This is a genomic window from Crocosphaera chwakensis CCY0110 (assembly GCF_000169335.1).
GTDB classification, from domain to species: domain Bacteria; phylum Cyanobacteriota; class Cyanobacteriia; order Cyanobacteriales; family Microcystaceae; genus Crocosphaera; species Crocosphaera chwakensis.
Genome location: NZ_AAXW01000035.1, coordinates 1 through 16009, shown reverse-complemented (window position 1 = coordinate 16009; position 16009 = coordinate 1). Strand labels below are relative to the sequence as shown.

The 16009-nt window shown below is 34.8% G+C and carries 13 protein-coding genes; 7 read left to right on the top strand and 6 right to left on the bottom strand.

The genetic code is table 11. From position 1 onward, the window contains the following. Positions 1-93: 93 nt before the first annotated feature. Positions 94-1131, top strand: coding sequence for an AI-2E family transporter (locus CY0110_RS18400; RefSeq protein WP_008277026.1), 1038 nt, complete (start codon positions 94-96; stop codon positions 1129-1131). 115 nt (positions 1132-1246) lie between these two features. Continuing rightward, positions 1247-2461 (top strand): homocysteine biosynthesis protein, encoded by a 1215-nt coding sequence (locus CY0110_RS18395; RefSeq protein WP_008277025.1) that lies wholly within the window; start codon positions 1247-1249, stop codon positions 2459-2461. 65 nt (positions 2462-2526) lie between these two features. On the opposite strand, the gene CY0110_RS18390 is transcribed toward CY0110_RS18395, so the two are convergent. After that, positions 2527-2874 carry a hypothetical protein gene (locus CY0110_RS18390; RefSeq protein ID WP_035799939.1) on the bottom strand — a complete coding sequence of 116 codons (348 nt, stop codon included), beginning with the start codon at positions 2872-2874 and terminating at the stop codon, positions 2527-2529. Positions 2875-2995: 121 nt separating this feature from the next. After that, a complete protein-coding gene (locus CY0110_RS18385; RefSeq protein ID WP_008277023.1) occupies positions 2996-5362 on the bottom strand; it encodes an ATP-dependent helicase in 2367 nt (788 codons plus the stop codon). A gap of 138 nt (positions 5363-5500) precedes the next feature. Between CY0110_RS18385 and CY0110_RS18380 the strand changes: the two genes are divergently transcribed. The 3 genes from CY0110_RS18380 to CY0110_RS18370 all read left to right on the top strand — a co-directional run bounded on the left by CY0110_RS18380 (position 5501) and on the right by CY0110_RS18370 (position 8450). Further along, positions 5501-6901 (top strand): ABC transporter substrate-binding protein, encoded by a 1401-nt coding sequence (locus tag CY0110_RS18380; protein ID WP_008277022.1) that lies wholly within the window; start codon positions 5501-5503, stop codon positions 6899-6901. A gap of 112 nt (positions 6902-7013) precedes the next feature. Next, the gene (locus CY0110_RS28025) at positions 7014-7784 is read left to right on the top strand and encodes a hypothetical protein (protein WP_008277021.1); all 771 of its coding nucleotides are present in this window, start codon (positions 7014-7016) and stop codon (positions 7782-7784) included. Positions 7785-7796: 12 nt separating this feature from the next. Further along, complete coding sequence (locus CY0110_RS18370) at positions 7797-8450, top strand: hypothetical protein (RefSeq protein WP_008277020.1); 654 nt, start codon at positions 7797-7799, stop codon at positions 8448-8450. A gap of 63 nt (positions 8451-8513) precedes the next feature. Here CY0110_RS18370 and CY0110_RS18365 read toward each other — a convergent pair whose 3' ends face one another. Next, on the bottom strand, positions 8514-9734 hold the full coding sequence (locus tag CY0110_RS18365; protein WP_008277019.1) for a DUF790 family protein: 1221 nt from the start codon (positions 9732-9734) through the stop codon (positions 8514-8516). Positions 9735-9891: 157 nt separating this feature from the next. Between CY0110_RS18365 and CY0110_RS18360 the strand changes: the two genes are divergently transcribed. Then, on the top strand, positions 9892-10743 hold the full coding sequence (locus CY0110_RS18360; protein ID WP_008277018.1) for a tetratricopeptide repeat protein: 852 nt from the start codon (positions 9892-9894) through the stop codon (positions 10741-10743). Between the two features lie 32 nt (positions 10744-10775). On the opposite strand, the gene CY0110_RS18355 is transcribed toward CY0110_RS18360, so the two are convergent. From CY0110_RS18355 to CY0110_RS18345, 3 genes are all read right to left on the bottom strand, one after another. Beyond that, positions 10776-11723: an NAD(P)-dependent oxidoreductase gene (locus CY0110_RS18355; RefSeq protein ID WP_008277017.1), complete on the bottom strand. Its 948-nt coding sequence runs from the start codon at positions 11721-11723 to the stop codon at positions 10776-10778. A 192-nt stretch (positions 11724-11915) separates the two neighbouring features. Next, complete coding sequence (locus CY0110_RS18350; protein ID WP_008277016.1) at positions 11916-12887, bottom strand: SPFH domain-containing protein; 972 nt, start codon at positions 12885-12887, stop codon at positions 11916-11918. Positions 12888-12938: 51 nt separating this feature from the next. Then, complete coding sequence (locus CY0110_RS18345; protein ID WP_008277015.1) at positions 12939-13400, bottom strand: NfeD family protein; 462 nt, start codon at positions 13398-13400, stop codon at positions 12939-12941. 702 nt (positions 13401-14102) lie between these two features. On the opposite strand from CY0110_RS18345, the gene treZ reads away from it, so the two are divergent. Further along, positions 14103-15932 (top strand): malto-oligosyltrehalose trehalohydrolase, encoded by a 1830-nt coding sequence (gene treZ / locus CY0110_RS18340; protein WP_008277014.1) that lies wholly within the window; start codon positions 14103-14105, stop codon positions 15930-15932. Positions 15933-16009 lie beyond the last annotated feature (77 nt).

Below are 16009 nucleotides of genomic sequence, written 5' to 3'. Positions count from 1 at the left end.
TTAATTATAACTATATTTTTAAGTAAAAAATTATGGAATAACAATTCTAATTCTTAAAGTTAAGGCTAAAATCTCAAGGAGGATAAAAGGGGAATGAAGTTTTCTCAATGGGTTGGTTTTATTGTTATAGCAGTTTGTATTTACATTCTCTGGAATATTAAACAGTTATTACTTTTATTATTTACTGCGGTTATTATTGCAAACTTTCTCAATCATGGGGTTCAATTTTTTCAAAAGTTTAGGATAAAACGAGGCTATGCAGTTTTATTATCTATCCTCTTATTAGTCGCAATAATATCTGGATTTTTTTGGCTTATTGTTCCTCCCTTTGCTCAACAACTATCGGAATTATTTAAGCTAGTTCCCCAAGGAATTGATCAGTTGATTATAATGATCAGATATTTTATTTCCCGTCTTGATCCAGAGTTGATTAATGCGTTACCAAGTAATCAAAAGTTTATAGAACAATTACAACCTATCTTAGAAAGAATAGCTGGTCAAGGATTATCCGTATTTTATACAACATTAGGTATTCCTTTAACCTTATTATTATTATTAGCTTTAACTTTAATGTTATTAGCAAATCCTGATGCTTACCGTCGAGGATTCATTCGTTTGTTTCCCTCATTTTATCGAAAAAAAATAGATTATGTCTTGAAAGAATGCGATCGCTCATTACAAGGAGGGTTAACCATGATTTTATGTCAAATGGTGATGATCTCCTTGTTAAGTTTTATTGGTCTATCTCTTTTAAAAATGCCCTTAACTTTAGCACAAGCCATGTTAACAGGAATCTTAACCTTTATCCCTAATATTGGAATTGTTTTGAGCTTTATTCCTCCCGTGGCTATCGCTTTATTAGAAAGTCAATGGAAGTCCATCACAATTTTTATTCTTTATGTCATCTTTTACATTATCATTAGAATTACAGAACATAAATTACTAGCTCCATTAGTCATAGAAAATAGAAAATCATTATTACCTGCATTCACTTTACTATCTCAAGTCTTTTTTGCTAGTTTATTTGGTGTGCTAGGGTTCTTTTTAGCCTTACCCCTAGCTCTAGTTAGTCAAGTATGGTTACATGAAGTATTAGTCAAAGATATTTTAGATCGATGGCACCTTCAATAGGGTGTAGGGTGTGGGGGAAATTCAGAGTTGTAGGAATTGATGGCCTTTAAAATCGTCCATGCAGCCTTTTACCAATAAGTTTTCGATCAACTTAAATTAGACATTATTAATAACCATGCGAACCTTAGCAGAAATTAACGAAAAAATTCTAGATAAAAAAGCAGTAGTGTGGACCGTAGAAGAACTAAAAAAAAGGGTTCAAGAGATAGGAGTTGACCAAGCGTTTAAAACCGTTGATGTTATCTGTACTGGAACCTTTGAACCAATGGAGTCATCCGGAGCTATTTTTAATTTAGGTCATACTGATCCCCCCATCAAAATTCGTCAATGTTGGTTAGATGGGGTTCCTGCTTACGCTGGTTTCGGGGCCGTGGATCTCTACCTTGGGGCGACTGCTATGGTAGATTATAAAGCGATCGCTGAAGTTAATGAAGGAGATAATCGTTCAGGAAATGTCAATGTAGAACGAGGTGGTGGTCATGTCATAGAAGACTTGATCGCAGGTAAACCCGTCAGTCTCAAAGCTATAGGCCAAGTCACCGACTGTTATCCTCGGGCCTCTTTTGAAACTAACATCACCCGAAAAACTATCAATCAATTTTATTTATATAATCCCCGTAACCTCTATCAAAACTTTATTGTCGGGGTTAATAGTAGCGATCGCTTTCTTTATACTTATCTTGGTCCTCTACAACCCACGTTAGGAAATGCTGTCTATTCTAACCCAGGAGCGATCGCACCATTATTTAACGATCCTGACTTAGAATTAATTGGCATCGGCAGTCGCATTTTCCTCGGAGGAGGTGTCGGTTACGTTGCTTGGGAAGGAACCCAACATTTCCCCCTCCAGAAACGCTTATCGAACCGCACCCCTATTGGACCTGCGGCCACCTTAGCATTAATGGGGGATGCAAAAACTATGTCCCCTCAATGGGTGAGAGGCTGTTATTTTAATCATTATGGCCCGTCTTTAATGTTGGGGGTGGGTATTCCGTTTCCGGTATTGGATCGCAAAGTGATTGAACATTGTGCCGTTGGGGATAAGGATGTGGTTGCGCCGGTGGTTGATTTTTCTATTCCCCGTCGGGTTCGTCCGACGTTCGGTTTAGTGAGTTATGCTCAATTAAAAACAGGCCGCATGACTATAGAAGGGAAAAGTGTTCGGGTTGCACCTTTAGCGAGTATTGCCTTGTCTCGAAAAGTTGCTGAAGAGTTAAAAAGTTGGATAGAAAAAGGAGAGTTTACCTTAACTGATCCGGTTGCACCTTTACCCAAAGATCGGGCGTTTATGGCCCAAGATTTATGGGGATCTCAAATGACGTTAGAATAACAGTTATCAGTTATTAATTATTTTGAGAATTTCTATCGTTTTGTAATTTTTTCATTAAATATTAATTAAATAACTTCCATCTCAATGACTTTAAGTTCGCTGTCAAAAAGACCTATAACAGCAATTTTATAGTTGCCTAAATCATTAGCAGACCAAAAAAAATTAAAGCGATTATTTTTGTCTGGTTGATTAGGAGTATAACCAAAGCCATGTTCAGATAAAAACAATCTTAATTCTTCATAACTCGATCCGATAGGAATGTTTTGGTTCAAACAATCACGAAATTCCTCTTTATTACCTCTATTACAAGTCATGTTTGGCTTGGATAAGTTTTTTCTAATTGATAAAAGCACATAAAATCCATACATTATACAAGCCAATAACCAACGTAGAAACAAAATTATTTTTTTCATTGTTTATAAGAGTTTCAATTCTACAATGGTAATTATATTTTACCGTGCATTTTAAGAATTAGAATATTAATTGTCTTGACGATCAAGCTTACTAAAGATTTATATAAATAAAGAAAAAATATTAAAACAAATATTCCATTACAGAATTAGGAAATTCATTCATCAAAATAGGCAAAATGGGACAAGGGGTTTTTGCTTGTAAATTGCTGTTTCCGTCTGCTTTAAAAATACTCCAACGAAAGGGACCTTGTTTGGCTGCAGACATCCATAAAAGACGTTTTGGTCGAGTCATGGCAACATATAATAATCGATATTCTTCTGCTTTTTTTAGCTGTTGTGCTTCTTCCCACGCATCTTCTGGGTTAGGAATAATTAAGGAATCATTTGGGTTAATATAGTTATGGTGAACGGCAGCACGAATCTGCGCGCGAGACACTTCTGCTAAGGTAAAGTTACCTAAAAATTGTGCCGAAGTGGGAACCCAAGGACTACCAGGTAAAACGTCTTCATGCAGGAAAGGAAGAAATACATAATCCCAGTCTAATCCTTTTGATTTGTGCATAGTAATAATGGTCACTTGGTTGGCTCTAGTGTAACGTTCTTCGCTGTCTTCTTCTACGGGTTCAAACTGTTCTGAATTGATGATTTCTCTAAGAACATTTAAAACACTTTTTAAGGAAAATTTACCGATTAATTCTTGACTAATTCTTTCTGATAGTTTCTGTACGGTTGCTAATTCTGAACCAGTGTATTTTAAGGTCATTCCTAAGAAGGGAATGAGTTGATAATCAGGTAATTCTAACTTTGCTTGTAGGAGATTACAACAATAACGACGCGCTTCTAAGACTGGTTTTTTTTGCTCAGTAATGAGAGGACTAGGATAAAGAAAGTTTTCAGGATAGGTAGCTAAAGCATTGAGGTCTTGTGAAGGAATTAAATTACGCTTTTCTAATATTTCTAAGGCGTTTTTTAAATAGTCAGGAGAATGGGGTCTATCGATGAATTGTAAGAGGGTTAAAATTTCATAAGGAATTTGGGAAAATCTTTCTGATTCTCCGACTTCATAGACCCTAATTTTATGTTTTTTAGGTAAGTCTTTGAGGTTTTCTGCTAAGAAACGACCTTGACGATTTTCTCTGACTAAAATAGCTGCATTATGGTGAGGATTTTTGGTTAATAATTCAATAATTCTTTGACGAATTAAATCAACTGTATGATAAATATCGTCAGGACGATAGAGTTCTAATCCTTCCCCAATAGGTTCAGGATTAGCATCAGGTTGAGGGTCATTTTTACTTACGGTTTCAATGGTTTGTAAGCGAAAGGGAATGACTTCTTTTTTATCTTCTTCACTACCCGATGTTAATTGTTTTTCTTGTTGTTTTTGGGCTTCATATTTCCATTGATGATTAACCCATTGCAAAACAAAGTTAGCTGCTTCTATAATTATCTTACTACTGCGCCCTGCTTGGGTCATTTCTGCCAGTTTATTATTTTCTTTACACGTCTCACAAAACCAATTAAAATAAACAGGATCAGCCGGGGTAAAAGTAGAATTAATGGCTTGATTGGGATCACCCACACGAATTAAATTACAGTCGGTTTCATTTGTTGCTAAAGCAGAAATGAGTTGCTCTTGTAAGGGACTTGAATCTTGTGCTTCGTCTTCAAATACGGCAAAGATTTGTTGTTGCCAAACTTGTCTAATTTTTGCATTTTCTAAGACATTTAAGGCTCCTAAAATCATGTCATCATAATCAATAAAATCTAGCGATCGCATGACGGTTTGATACTGTTCATATAATCCGGCACCAACGGCTAAAATATCATAACTTTCCTGAGCATAATGACTTAATTCCCAGACTTTTTCTGCGTTTAATCCTGAACTTTTTGCCTCTCGTATAATAGTATGAGCAAGTTTAGGTAAAACTTCTGTTCTTAACACAGATTGACGACGTAATCTTTCCGTTTCTTCTCCATCAAACTCAATCCCTTCTAATAATAGTTGATAACGTTGAGGATTCCGACTAATCCAATTTTCGACAGCACGACGAATGACCCGATGGCTAGGGGTAGGAATAATCACCGTTGATGTCTCTAAATTGAGTTGAGATAACTCAGGATGACGAGTAGCAATATTCAAGGCTAAACCGTGTAAAGTTTGCACCATAAATCCCGTTTGAGGTATCTTTAACTCCTTAAGACGTTCTTTAATTTTGGCTTTAATTCCAGCAGCAGCAGAGCGGGTATAAGTAACAATAATTAACTGCTTTCTGGGATGGAGTTGATAACGAGCGATTATCATCGCAGCAGCCACTGCAAGACTATGGGATTTACCCGCACCTGGTACAGCAGAAATAGCCATTTTTCCACCCTCCCAAGTCGCTAATTGTTGTTGTCCAGGACGTAAACTATCTCGGAGTTGATCTAATTTTATTGAGAAGGTTGCAAGGGAAGCATTTGATGTTGAATTAAGGTTATTTTCCAAGGATTAATCTAGTCAATTAAAGCAACAATTCATATTTTATATTATACTAAAAAATAAGAAATATGAGTTAATAAAGCAAATTTAGATTTCAACTGCTATAATTTAGTTTGAGTAGCGACTAATAACTTTTATTATTCTATGAACCAAAAAAACGAAACCCCAATTCTGATTTTATCGTTAATTATTACGGCTGCTATTTTAGGCGGAGGTTATTGGTATTTTACACAAAAAAAAGATAGCAATATAAACATTAATAATGGTAGCAATCAAGAGCAAACAAATAATAATCAATCCAGTATCAGTACAGGAGGTGAATTATTAATTTCTGCTGACAGTACCCCACAAAAAAAAGCAGGAATTGCTGCCTTTGAAAAGGGGAATTATTCAGAAGCGATCGCACAGTTTAAAACCTCCTTACAACTCCAAGGTAATGATCCCGAAACTCTCATCTATTTAAACAATGCTAAAGCAGCGATGGGGAACCCTTTAAAAATTGCTGTGGTGGTTCCCATTGGCGGTAATTTAAACATTGCCAAAGAAATGTTAAGAGGGGTTGCTCAAGTACAAGAAAAGGTAAATGAAGGGGGTGGAATTAATGGACAATTGCTACAAGTTGCCATTGTTAATGATAATAATAATCCCGAAATCGCTGCAAACGTTGCCCAACAATTAGTACAAGATAATAGTATTTTAGCGGTGGTTGGCCATAATTCCAGTGATGCCACATTAGCTGCCGGTCCTGTGTATCAAAATAGTGGGTTAGTGATGATTTCACCCACCAGTGATGCGAAGAAAATATCGACATTAGGGGACTATATTTTTCGCACCGTTCCGAGTATTCGTTTTCAAGGGGATCAACTGTCTCGTTACCTCATTAACACAGCAAATAAATCCAATGTTGCTATCTGTTTTGATTCCAGTGCAGAATATAGTATTTCCTTAAAAGAAGAATTTACTTCAGCTATTTTTGCTGATGGTGGCAAAGTAATAGAAATTAGTTGCGACTTAGCGGATAAAAGTTTAAATCCTTTAGATAAAGTTTCCCAGGCTATTGATCAAGGAGCAGATAGTTTATTATTAATTCCAACCGTGAATAATATTCAGGCTGCCATTGATGTTGCTCAAGCTAATCAAAATCGTTTATTATTATTAGGAAGTTCTGCCCTTTATACCTTTGAAACTCTCAAAGACGGACAAAAGAGTGTAGAGGGAATGGTGTTAGCGGTTCCTTGGCATCCGGAAGTGGTAGGAGACAATGGTTTTGTTACTCAAGCCAGACAAATATGGGGAGGGGATGTCAACTGGCGCACGGCGGCTGCTTATGATGCAACTATGGCTATTGTTGAGGCGTTGGAAGAGGGAAATAGCGATCGCTTAAGTATTCAAACTGCTTTATCTAATGGTAATTTTTCCGTTCAAGGGGCTGCAGAAGCAGTGAAATTTTTACCCTCCGGCGATCGTAATGGGGGTTCTATTTTAATTACGATTGTTCCTGGATCAAAAAGTCGTACAGGTTTTGATTTTGTTCCTTTAAAATAAACTAAGTTCTTTAGTTTTATATTCTAAAAGAATAAGTTTTAATTAGATTATATTGTGATATATTATTTTCGGGTGTTTCATAACTAATCCCAAATAATTCGTATTTGTAATCATGTCAAAAGTTTATGGATTGATTATTGCTTTTTCCTTGTGTATTATAATATATTCGATATATAGCTCTGATAATTTAGCTTTGTTTATTAGTCTTACCTCATTTCTTATTTCAGGTGCTGGTTTTTTAAAACAATATGAATTCATGATTATTTTGATATTTTTGAGTGCTACTATAGGGTCTTTTAATTATGAAAAAACTGTTTTCTTTTGGCTATTTTTTTCAGTTTTAATATCCTCAGCATTCCCAATTATTTATAAATTTTTTAATATTCAATCTCTCTTAAATAAAATTAACCTGAATGGTCAACCTGAAGACCCAAGAACTTACTTCTGGAGAAAATACCGTTGGAAGTCTTTAGTGGTAGATAGCGAGTTAATTTTTATTGGAATTATCCTAGTTTTTGATACTATAGGTGATGAAGTTAATTTTGTAGTTGATAAATGGTCAAGTCTGGAAAGTTCTCAAGATTTTCAGTCTATTGGTAATATATTGGCAATAATACTCAGTTTAGGAATATTACAGATAATATGGCTTGTTATTTTTGCAATGTTTTATTTTGGCAATGCTAAACAAGCAGTTTCAGAACTGAATGATGGCTTCGTGGAACTAAAGAAAGCTGAAATGGATAATGACAGTAATGAGATAAAGAGATTAGAAGATCAATTTGATAATGTTTATGAAAGACAAATATCCTTTACTTTTTTACCTTTCGTTATAATTTTTTTAATTCTTCTTGTAGCTCAAGCTATAATATCATATAGCCCCTAAGAGGTATCAATTATGGAACCCTTGACTCTGTCTATTATACTCCTCTCGGCAACCCTTGGTGTAACTATTTGGGATTTAGGATCAAAAATAAAAAAAGCCAGTGACAAGGATAGGGAAACTGTTAGAAATATGCGAGACTACATACAGCAACAGAAAAAGACTGCTATCCCAGATGTTGCTACGGAGGCAAATAAAGATAAGGAAACTGTAACACTAACTAAACCACTGGTTGGTTTTTTCCAAGATGAAGATGTCATCATGAAGGAGAATAAAGATAAGGAAACTGTTACAGGATTTCAACTAGATGCTTTAGTTGCCAATGCTATGATTAGGAAGAATAAGCAGAGGAACCTTCTCAAAGCAATCGGACTATACGACATGAGTCTATGCCAGATACAGCGTATTTTACCAGATAGGGAAACTATTATAAAAAACCCATACCTAGTAAATCAATCTGATCTTTTTCCAGCTTCCTTTACGCCCCAACAGATTGTAGTAATTTTGAAAGAAGAATTAGACAATATAAGAAGTAACCAAGTTACTAAGCAATCTTATACTTCACACACAAAATATAATTCTGAAACTGAAAAAGCGTTTGAAAAGGTGATTAAATATTTAGAAGAAACAATAGATGATGAAACTATCGAACGTACAAGTTCACGTTAAATAGTAGTTAGTTGTATGTTACTAAATTACTATTGTCATAGATTATCTTTTCAGGGAATAGTATCAAGTATCCTCCAATAAAGATAACACAGTTTTAGGATTTAACTTATCTTTAAACCAGATAACTTTTGCTGGCGTTTCATTGAAATTGACCCCTGCTTTATCTAAATTTAAGCGCTCAGAAATGGCTAAAATAATATTATCATTATCAGCATTTTTTACTTGATAAAACTTCTTTCTTAAATACTCAGGTCGCCAATAACCCACAATTTCTAATAAATAATCCCTCCCGTCAGGATGCACTAATCTAAAGTCAGGAATCATGACACTTCCAGGAATCGGAATTAAGTCAACTTCTCTTTCTAATTGCCACTCAGTTTTTAATTTATTCCAGCGTTTAACAAAGGATTCTTCTAGCATACTGTCATAGGTTTTGCCCCTAGAATAATGAGTAACTAGACCACAATGATCATCTAAATTAAAATAACTGTTTTTAGTGCCTCCTGTATAAGAATCTTTGGTTTGTAACTTGCTTTTCAGACTCCATTTACTCACATGAAGTAACGCAGGAATCATCTTGGCTAAAGATAAACCGTAACGGGTACTGGCTTTAAATAAACTGGTTGGACCATCAATAGTAATGGTAAAACCGGTGTCTGCATCGCCTTCAATATATGCCATTAATTGAAACAATTTTAAATAACGAAATAATAGTTTATATTCTCCTGGATCATTGCGATGAGCGTTAATGACAATATAATTGGAACGGTAAAAAACCCCTTGAATTTGCGATAAATTATAACGATGGATTAACGTTTCTGGTTCGGGTGGTTCAAAACTGGTTAATATTCTATTTTCTTGTAAATCAGCATATAAACCCAGTTCAATTTCACTGGGTAACACTTCTCGTTGTAATTCTTCTGTTAGTAAACTGGCTACTTTATCTAATAATTTTGGTCTATTTTGAGGAATAGGAAAAGATTCGGCAGAACAACTAAATACTTTTTGTCTTAATTCTTTCGGTTCGAGGGGACTAACAATTTCAAAAGTAGAAAAATGATTTTTTAATAAATGAGCTAATCCTCGTTTTACCCGATAATTTGGGTTATCGCCTTCTAATTCTGATAATTTTTCATTTAACTGTTTTTGCGTCTGATCAACACAGTTTAAAAAACAATCAATTTGTTCAGCAGCTAAATTAATTGTGCTATCATTTAGAGGTAAACGTTTGGGGATAATAGTGTCTCCACTATAACGATACATTAATAAATCGGAAGGTAACATAATAAATTCTATCTAATTTGTTCTACAAAATGAACTGATGACTAACTAACTGCTCACTGATCAACTATTGTGTTATTTTTGAATCCTTAAATGCAAATTTTACATTAGAGACTTAATAAATTGTTATACAGTATAAATACTATCTTCTTTCATAGCGATGGAACAGACTAAAACGACCGTTTACCGCCCTTTAGAATGTCGTCCCGATAGTTATCAAAATTGGTATCAACAGGGAAATAGACTGCGTATGGATCAACTTTATCCAGAAGCGTTAATGTGTTACGAAAAAGCTTTAGAATATTATCCAAATGACTATTGGGCTTGGTATAAAAAGGGTATGACATTAGAAGAGTTAGGCCGCTACGAAGAAGCTGTCGTCAGCTACGAAAATGCAGCTAAAATCGAACCAAACAATTATTGGTCTTGGTATGATAAAGGCTGTATCCATCTTGAAGAGTTAAAAGAGTACGAAAACGCTATTAACTGCTTTAAAAATGCTTTATTAATCTATCCAGAGGATTATTGGGCGCAATATCGTATCGCAGAAGCTTATCGTTTATGGGAAAACTATTCTGAGGCGATCGCAGCTTATGATCAAGCGTTAACCATTAGACCCAATGATTATTGGTCATGGTATCGTAGAGGAGACTGTTTACGCCATCAAGGCAACTTAGAAGAAGCTTTAGGAAACTACGAAAAAGCTTTATTAGTCAAACCTCATGATTATTGGGGATGGTATCAACAAGGACAAATTTTACAACAATTGAACCGTTTTGATGAAGGCATTAATTGTTATCAAAAAGCCTTAGAAGCCGAACCTAATGATCAATATGCTTGGTATTATCAAGGTCATTGTCATGCAGCTTTAAATAACCAAGATGAAGCCATTAACTGCTTATTAGAAGCCCTTGATATCGCCCCTAATACGATACTAGAACTGGCTAAAAATAACGAGATTTTTAATAGTTATTGGCAAAGCGATCGCTTAAAAGAGTTCTTAGGCGAATAAATTATTTAGAATACTTATTCCCCTAGAAATGTCTAGGGGATATTTGTATCAGCTACAACTGAAGCTCTTTCTTCTTGAAGACAACGCACTTTAGTCGCTGCATAGTTAGACCAACCTCGGCGCATAGCTTCTTCATAGTCTTTCATCATTAAACTCATTTGAGGGACAGGAATATTCTTGTGTGCGGCCATCGCTAACGTCAGTTTCAAATCTTTATGCAGTAGTTTAACTGTAAAAGCAGGGTGTTGGCTTATATCATCGCACCGTCGTGAAAACCAATAATAAGGGAGTCCGTGAATATCTCCAGCATTTTGACCAAATGCACCCATCCGTAAAACCTCCCAAATGGTTGATAGGTCAATACCCTGAGCTAAAGCTAAAGTAATACCCTCGCTAACCGCTTGTACAGCAACAGCATTAACAGCATTATGAATAAGTTTGCATTGGGTAGCTTGGCCAATATGTCCACAATAAATGAGATCATCGGCCATTAATTGTAATACGGGTTCAACTTGTTTAAATGTTTCTTCTGAACCGCTACACAATAAAGCTAGTCCGACTCCTTCCGATGTTTGACTCCCTACAGGACTATCATTAAAAGGAGCATCTAACATCTTGATTCCTTGCTTTTTTAAGACTTGATATACTCTTATTACCACGTCTGGGTCATTGGTGGTCATGTCAATATAAATGGTGTGAGGTTGCAACCCTTGGCTGAGGTTTTTTTTACCATCCAGTACAACTTCCATGACATCCGCAGGCGTTGGTAAGGCGGTAAAAACAATATCACAACGTTGACCCACCTCAGTGCAACTGTGAGTTATATTCGCTCCTAGTCCCTCTAACTCAATCATCCTATCGGGGTTGATATCGTAAACATACATTTGATAACCATGAGCAAGAAAGTTTCTTGCCTGTTTTCCTCCAATGTTGCCACAACCAATCAGACCGATAATAGGATGAACTGAATTAGATTTCATATTTAATGGGATAATTGTATTGATTAATAATGAGTCGTGAATAACTAATCATTAGTTTTTCTTAAAGCAGTTACCAGTCATCAGTTGTTAAAAATGTAGAAATTAATTCTATATTTTTAATTCCCTTTACTGATTCTTGAAAATACAATCACACAATTATTAATTGTTAATTATTCATTATTCATTGATAAATTACTCAGATAAATGACGATCAATATTATCTAAGTCTTGAGTTAATTGTTGGTATTCATCAGATTGAAATCCTACCACCGATCGCACTCCTTCTAAGGTTGACATGATGTTTCTTGGGTCCATAAACATGACTTTACTGCTGTCACTGCTACCAATTTTGACCCCCATATCAAGATAGTTTTGTGCTAACAGGAATTGTAAGGCTTCGCGGGCGTTGGGATCAGTTTTGATTTTTTCAGTTAAAATATCAATGGCTTTGGCGATCGCTTCTGCTTTTAATATTTGCTGTTGACGTTCGGCTTCTGCTTTTAAGATTTCCGCTTTTTTCTGTGCTTCTGCTTCTAAAATTCTTGATTCTGCATTACCTTGGGCTGAGTTAATAGCGGAGTCTCTTTCCCCTTCAGAGGTTAAAATAGCAGCCCGTTTTCTTCGTTCTGCTGCCATCTGTAATTCCATAGAATCTTGCACTGCTTTTGAGGGCATAATATCCCTTAATTCTACCCTGGTTACTTTCACGCCCCAAGGATCAGTAGATATGTCTAATTCCCTTAATAATATCTCGTTAATTTCGGTTCTGGCGGTGAAAGTTTGATCAAGTTCGAGTTTACCAATTTCTGAGCGAATTTGTGTTAACACTAGGTTAACCATAGCCGATTGCAGGTTTTCAACTTTATAATAAGCTTTCTCCATATCCATGATTCGCCAGTAAACCACGGCATCAACGGTAATAGAAACATTGTCTTTGGTAATACAAGATTGGGGCGGAATATCGATAACTTTTTCTCGTATCGTTTCTTTATAAACCACTCGATCTACGAAAGGAACAACGAAGTTTAATCCCGGACTAAGTTTCTTATTATAACTCCCTAATCTCTCTATTAAATACTCATTTTTCTCATTCACAATTTTTACACTTCCGAAAACCGTCGAACCGCCCAAAATTAGAATCACAAAAAAGAAAAATTGACCCATTTTAATCGCTCCTTGATAATAATTATTTTAAGTTTAACAAACCAAAGTCAACTAATCTAAAGAACTGGGCAAAAATTCTGGTAAAACCACTAAAGTATTGCCTTTTCTATTAATAATATAGACTTTTTGATTAGATGAGATTGATATAGTATGATCGGCACAAATGGCTTGCCAAGAATTACCTTCGTATAAAACTCTTCCTATTTTACCTGGAGGAATTTCTGTTAATGTTTCCCCTTCTTGTGCATCACCTACTATTGAGTTTAATGATTTTTTCTTGGGAATAAAACGTCTTGATCCTACAATTGAAATGGTTGATAAACTTAACCATAAGACGACTTGTACAGGAAACGAAGGAATCACTAAAGCGATCGCTGCTACGATAATAGCACTAATTCCCATCATAAAAGCGACAAAAGCAACGGGAAAAACTGCTTCAGAAAAACACAAAATAGCACCGGCGATTAACCAAAGTAAGGCTGGACTTACCATAGGAATATAGCTAGAAGACATAACAAAATTGACATACTAAATTTTAGGTCTTTACCTAGATCATTGATAAAATTATCAACTTTTACATCTTTTCTTATGATAACTCTATTAACCTGAATAGGTTACACCAAAAAGTTAAAATTCACCTTTCTTAAGGAAAATTTAAAATGATTACTTTAAGTCTATTATTCAACATTGCAAACATTGACGCTTTACCCTTTTGACTGTTCACGGTTATTTTACTCAAATGGGTAGTGACTCACAAAATTATATCTTCTTATCTGTCTTTTATTTTTTTAACTATATTTTAGAACGTTTCCAACTCTGAAAAATACACTTTTGATTGCTTACTATTCCCTATTGCCTATTCCCTATTGCCTATTCCTTAGTACCTATAATATTTACGTCAATATCGATACTCTTTCCGCTATTACTAAAGATTTTAATATCTAAGTATAATAGTCTCTTTTTTGTCAATTAAAGCTAGTTTTAGACTTCATACATTACACTACATAAGCTCTCTCTATTTTTACAACACAACGTAAACTTGACAAACCACTAATAAAGTATAAAAATAGTTCATTATGTAAGGTTTTGTAAAGAAATTAAAAATTATTGCTTTACTAAATTTTATTATGATTTTTATAAGAGAAATCACTTGTTTCTACTTATAAGAAATAAAGTCAAATATTCCTATTAAGAAAATATAGATCAGAAAAAGCAATGTATCGAACCATTGGAGCTACATATTTAGATAATAATGTTGGTCAATTTACTGTTTGGTCTCCTTTAAGAAAACAGGTTAACTTACAAATAGTTTTCCCTGAAAAAAGACTAATTAAGCTAGAAAAACAAGAGCGAGGATATTGGCAAGCGACTGTTGATAATGTAACCTCAGAAACTCATTATTTATATGAACTTGATGGTGAAGTTTTACGTCCTGATCCTGCTTCTCATTTTCAACCCAATGGTGTCCATGAAGCGTCTCAAGTCGTTGCTCATAATGAGTTCAATTGGCAAGATCAAGGGTGGGAAAATATTAATTTAGAAGATTTAATTATATATGAATTACACGTAGGAACTTTTACACCAGAAGGGACTTTTGAAGCTATTATCGATCGTTTACCTGATTTAAAAGATTTGGGCGTTAATATAATTGAATTAATGCCAGTGGGACAATTTCCAGGGGAACGAAACTGGGGTTATGATGGAGCTTATTGGTTTGCTGTACAAAATTCTTATGGCGGCCCAGAAGAATTAAAAAAATTAGTAAATGCTTGTCATCAGCAGGGAATTGGGGTCATTCTTGATGTCATTTATAATCATTTTGGACCAGAAGGAAACTATATTCGAGACTTTGCTCCCTATTTTACAGAAAAATATAAAACACCTTGGGGAAGTGCCATAAATTATGATGATTCTTATAGTGATGGTGTACGTAATTTTGTTATTCAAAATGCTCTTTATTGGTTAGATTATTATCATATCGATGGACTAAGATTAGATGCTATTCATGCTATTTATGATTTTGGAGCTAAGCATATTTTAAAAGAATTAGCTGAGGTAGTTGATCAGCTATCTAAAAAGAAAAATAGAAAATTTTATTTAATTGCAGAAAGTGATCTAAATGATGCTAAAATCATTGATCAAAGTGAACAGGGAGGTTATGAAATTGATGCTCAGTGGAGTGATGATTTTCATCATTGCTTACACACCTTATTAACTCAAGAAAATAAAGGATATTATCAAGATTTTACTGAGCTAAAATCATTAGCAAAAGTATTAAAAGAAGGGTTTGCTTACAGTTGGGATTATTCAGAATTTCGACAGCGATATCACGGTAACTCCGCCAGTCATTGTCCTCCTTATCAATTTGTTGTATGTAATCAAAATCACGATCAGGTTGGAAACCGAATGTTAGGAGAAAGGCTTTCTCAATTAGTATCCTTTGAACAGTTAAAAATAGCAGCAGGATTAACTTTGCTTTCCCCTTATATTCCCTTGTTATTTATGGGTGAAGAATATGGCGAAGATGCTCCCTTCTTATACTTTATTGATCATGGAGATCCAGATTTAGTTAAAGCAGTAAGGGAAGGAAGAAAGCAAGAATTTAAAGCGTTTCACGAAGTAGGTGAGCCACCAGATGCAGCTAGTGTAGAAACGTTTAGAAAATCAACCCTTAACTGGCAAAAACGAAAAGAAGAAAAACATAAAACTTTATATCAATTTTACCAAACTTTAATTAAGTTACGTCGTCAAATTCCAGCCTTAGCTTATAGGAAAGACAGAAATCTAGAGGTTGAAGTTAACCCTAAAGGCAATCTTCTTGTTATCACTCGTTATCAAAAAGATAATCAAATCATTTGTTTGGTTAACTTTGATTTCAATGCAATTTCTTATGAGTTTAATCCTTCTCAAAAAAACTGGGAAAAGCAGTTAGATTCCTCAGAAGAAAAATGGCTAGGAAAAGGCTCAACACTACCAACAAAATTATCTCAATCATCAACTCTAGAAATTCCTGCTTGCAGTTTATCTCTTTATGAGACTAAATAAAACTAATTCAAACTAACTCTATTAACTATTGAACTCAAAAAAAATATGCGTATTCCTTCAGCAACTTACCGCTTTCA